The following is a 3415-nucleotide window of genomic DNA, read 5'->3' as shown; positions in this document are numbered from 1 at the left end:
TGCTCTGCTCGACCGAGGACAGCGAGCCGTCCGCCTCGACCCGGTGGAAGCCGACGCCGAGCCCGCCCCGGTCGGCGTTGTTGACCAGGCCCGCGCCGACCTGGACCGCCTCCGCGGTGTAGGCCTGGCCCTCGACGGCGGTGAACTCGAACCAGTCGACGTCCCGCGCCTGGGTCTTGCCGGGCAGCGGGTCGCGCTCCTGGCAGATGGCGCGGTGCGCGGTCTCGCCCGGCGCGATCGGGGCCGCCGCGGCGCCGGGGACGTCGTCGACCTCCCACGGGTCGGGCGCGCAGTCGACCAGCGCGTGCGCGGGGGCCGTCGCCAGGGCGGAGAGCACGAGCGCCGCGCCGGACGCGGCCAGCAGTCGGGTGAAGCGGTTCCGCATGACACTCCTGTCGGACGTCGTTCGCGGCGGCGCTTCCCACTATCGGCCAAATCGATGAAATTTCAAGTACGGCGTTCGGGGGCCCGCCCCCTCACCGGCTGAAGTCGTCCACCAGCGAGGTCACCGCCCGCTCGGCCCGCCCGCGCGTCGCCGCGCCCCGCAGCACCGCGCGCATCCCGTCCACGAACAGCGGGTCGACGCCCCGGTCCGCGCACTCGGCGCGCAGGAACCCCGCGTCGTCCGCCAGCATCCGCAGCGGGAAGTGGTCGGGCTCGTGCTCGCCCGCGTCGACCCTGCGGGCGTAACCGGGGACCAGCGAGGCCACGAACTTCAGGGTGCCCTCCAGCAGCGGCACGCCGTCCTCGGCCTTCAACCCCACCGAGCGCATCAGCGCCACGGCGTGCGTCACGGTCATCAGGCCCGCGAGGAACACGTCGAACGCGGCCAGGTCCAGCACCGCCACGACGCCCTGGTCCGGGTCCAGGTGCATCACCTCGCCCAGCGCCCCGAGGGTGTCCCGGTGCCGCTCGAACAGCTCCGGCGGCCCGCCGAGCACCGTCATCGACTCGGGGCCGCCCAGGTCCTCGGGCGTGGTGAGCGGGCACATCTTGAGGAACCCCACGCCGCGCCGCCCGGCCTCGGCGGCGGTCCGCCCGGTGTCGGCGCTGGTGCCGAGGCACACCCCCACGACGGTGCGGCCCGCGTGGTCGGCCAGCAGCTCGCGCAGCGCCTCCTGCTCGGACACGCACACCACGACCAGGCCGCGCGCGTCCGCCGGGTCCCCGAGCGCCGACGCGCCCAGCGCGAGCAGCGGCGCGGCCTTGGCGGGCGTGCGGTTCCACACTGAGGTCGGGTGGCCCGCGGCCAGGAACGCGCGGGCCAGCGCGGACCCCATCCGGCCCAGGCCGAGCACGCTCACGGGTTCGGGGTGGGGCACGCCCATCGGCTGCCTTCCTCCTCGCTGGTTCGGGCAGCCGGTGGGCCTGCCGGGACGATCACATGGGGCCGTTGAGGTTGTTGCCGCGCGCGTTGGGGTCGGTGCTGGTGTAGAAGTCCTGCATGAACTTCTGGAACTCCTGCTTGGTCAGCGAGCCGGAGCCGTCCACGTCGAGCGCGTCGAACGCCGCCTCCGGGTCCTGGATGTTCCAGGCCGAGGCGAAGGCGATGAACTCCTCGCGGGTGAGCTGCTGGCTGCCGTCGATGTCGACGTAGTCGAACAGCGCGTCCACGAACGGGATCAGCGCGGCGTTCATCGTGGTCTGGTCGGCCTCGATGTGGGCGCTGATGTACTCCGTGCGGCTGACCCGCTGGCCGGGCACCGCGCCGCTGATGCCGGACATCTGGTCCCACCACTGCATGGTCGCCGCGTGCAGCGCGCCGTACTTCGACGGGTCGGCCATGTCGCCGAGGGCGATGCGGGTCGCCTCCACGCGCTGGGTGAGGTCCTCGGGGGAGAGGAAGCCGTCGCCGTTCGCGTCGAGGGCGTCGAAGTCGGAGCCGAGCTTCTGCTCGAGCAGGTCGATGCTTGCCACGGGCTTTCCTTCCGATCGCTGATCACGTTGCACCGCCAACCCTCCTGAGGTCCGGAGGAGAGCGTCAACCGGAGCGGGGGAACAACAGCGCATCGGGTCATCATTTGCCCCCCACCGCGTGAACGGAGCCGGTCCACATCGGACTCGACGTCGCCACGCCCGCACGTGAACCCTCCTTCGAGTGAATGTCGACCGGTTCGCCTCGGGCGGTTGCCGGTGGTCAGCGGGGCGGACGGCCCGGCGGCGCGCGGCGGTCGCGCTCCCTGCGGCGACGCGGCGGCCGTGCCCGTCGTTACTGTGCCCCGTCGTCCGGACCGGCCGGGGTCGGACCGGCTGGCGCGTCGGGCCGAGCGGGGAGGTCGGGGTGGGGGAGTCCGAGGAGCAGCGGCTGGGCCGCTACCTGCGGCAGGCGGTCGCCCAGGTCGTCCAGGCGCGCGAGCGCGTCGCCGAGCTGGAGGCGCGCGAGTCCGACCCGATCGCCGTGGTCGGCGCGGCCTGCCGGTTCCCCGGCGGCGTGCGCTCGCCCGAGGACCTGGCGCGGCTGGCGGCCGACGGCGGCGACGCGATGAGCCCGTTCCCGCTGGACCGGGGCTGGCCCGCCGACCTGCACGACCCCGACCCGGACGCGCCCGGCCGCACCTACGTGCGCGAGGGCGGCTTCCTGCCCGACGCTGCCCTGTTCGACCACGGGTTCTTCGGGATCTCCGCCCGCGAGGCGGCCACGACCGACCCGCAGCAGCGGTTGCTGCTGGAGACCGCGTGGGAGGCGCTGGAGCGCGCCCGGATCGTGCCCGCGACCCTGCGCGGCAGCCGGACCGGCGTGTTCGCGGGCGTCATGTACGGCGACTACGGCCGCCTGCCAGGCACGGACGCGCGCGGGTTGGAGGGCCACCTGGTCACCGGCGTCGCGGGCAGCCTCGCGGCGGGCCGGATCGCCTACCTGCTGGGCCTGGAGGGGCCCGCGATCGCGCTGGACACCGCCTGCTCCTCGTCGCTGGTCGCGCTGCACCTGGCGGTGCGGTCGCTGCGCTCGGGCGAGTGCGACCTGGCGCTGGCGGGCGGTGTCGCGGTGATGTCCACCCCCGACGCGTTCACCGGCTTCGCCCGGCACCGCGCGCTCGCCCCCGACGCCCGCTGCAAGCCGTTCGCCGCGGACGCGGACGGCGCGGTGTGGGGCGAGGGCGCGGGCCTGCTGGTGCTGCAACGGCTCTCCCGCGCCCGCCGCGAGGGGCGCCCGGTGCTGGCGCTGGTGCGCGGCAGCGCGGTCAACTGCGACGGCGCGTCCAACGGCCTGACCGCGCCGAACGGGCGCGCGCAGCGGGCGGTGATCCGCGCGGCGCTCGCGGACGCCCGCCTGGAACCGGCCGAGGTCGACTACGTCGAGGCGCACGGCACCGGGACCCCGCTGGGGGACGAGGTCGAGCTGCGCGCGCTGCGGGAGGTCTACGGCGCGGCGCGCGGGGCGGGGCGGCCGATGCCGATCGGCTCGGTCAAGGCG

Annotated in this window: 4 protein-coding genes; 1 reads left to right on the top strand and 3 read right to left on the bottom strand. The window is 75.1% G+C overall.

The window, feature by feature from the left end; all coding sequences use genetic code 11:
- The 3 genes from ACTUAL_RS15605 to ACTUAL_RS15595 all read right to left on the bottom strand — a co-directional run.
- Window positions 1-385: hypothetical protein (locus ACTUAL_RS15605; protein WP_440900767.1), on the bottom strand; the 385-nt coding region annotated here is incomplete at its 3' end.
- A 91-nt stretch (window positions 386-476) separates the two neighbouring features.
- Window positions 477-1328, bottom strand: coding sequence for an NAD(P)-dependent oxidoreductase (locus ACTUAL_RS15600; protein WP_096495627.1), 852 nt, complete (start codon window positions 1326-1328; stop codon window positions 477-479).
- 52 nt (window positions 1329-1380) lie between these two features.
- The gene (locus ACTUAL_RS15595) at window positions 1381-1917 is read right to left on the bottom strand and encodes an EF-hand domain-containing protein (RefSeq protein WP_177154323.1); all 537 of its coding nucleotides are present in this window, start codon (window positions 1915-1917) and stop codon (window positions 1381-1383) included.
- Window positions 1918-2281: 364 nt separating this feature from the next.
- Between ACTUAL_RS15595 and ACTUAL_RS15590 the strand changes: the two genes are divergently transcribed.
- Window positions 2282-3415 (top strand): polyketide synthase (locus tag ACTUAL_RS15590; protein ID WP_440900766.1); only part of this gene is annotated, 1134 nt, incomplete at its 3' end.

Source organism: Actinosynnema sp., assembly GCF_052038725.1.
Note: the sequence above shows the minus strand (reverse complement) of the source record. Positions and strands in the feature narration are given on the sequence as shown.

Bases quoted from the DNA above. Each gene is read 5' to 3' on its own strand.
- ACTUAL_RS15600 (WP_096495627.1), bottom strand. From the start codon at position 1,328: ATGGGCGTGCCCCACCCCGAACCCGTGAGCGTGCTCGGCCTGGGCCGG.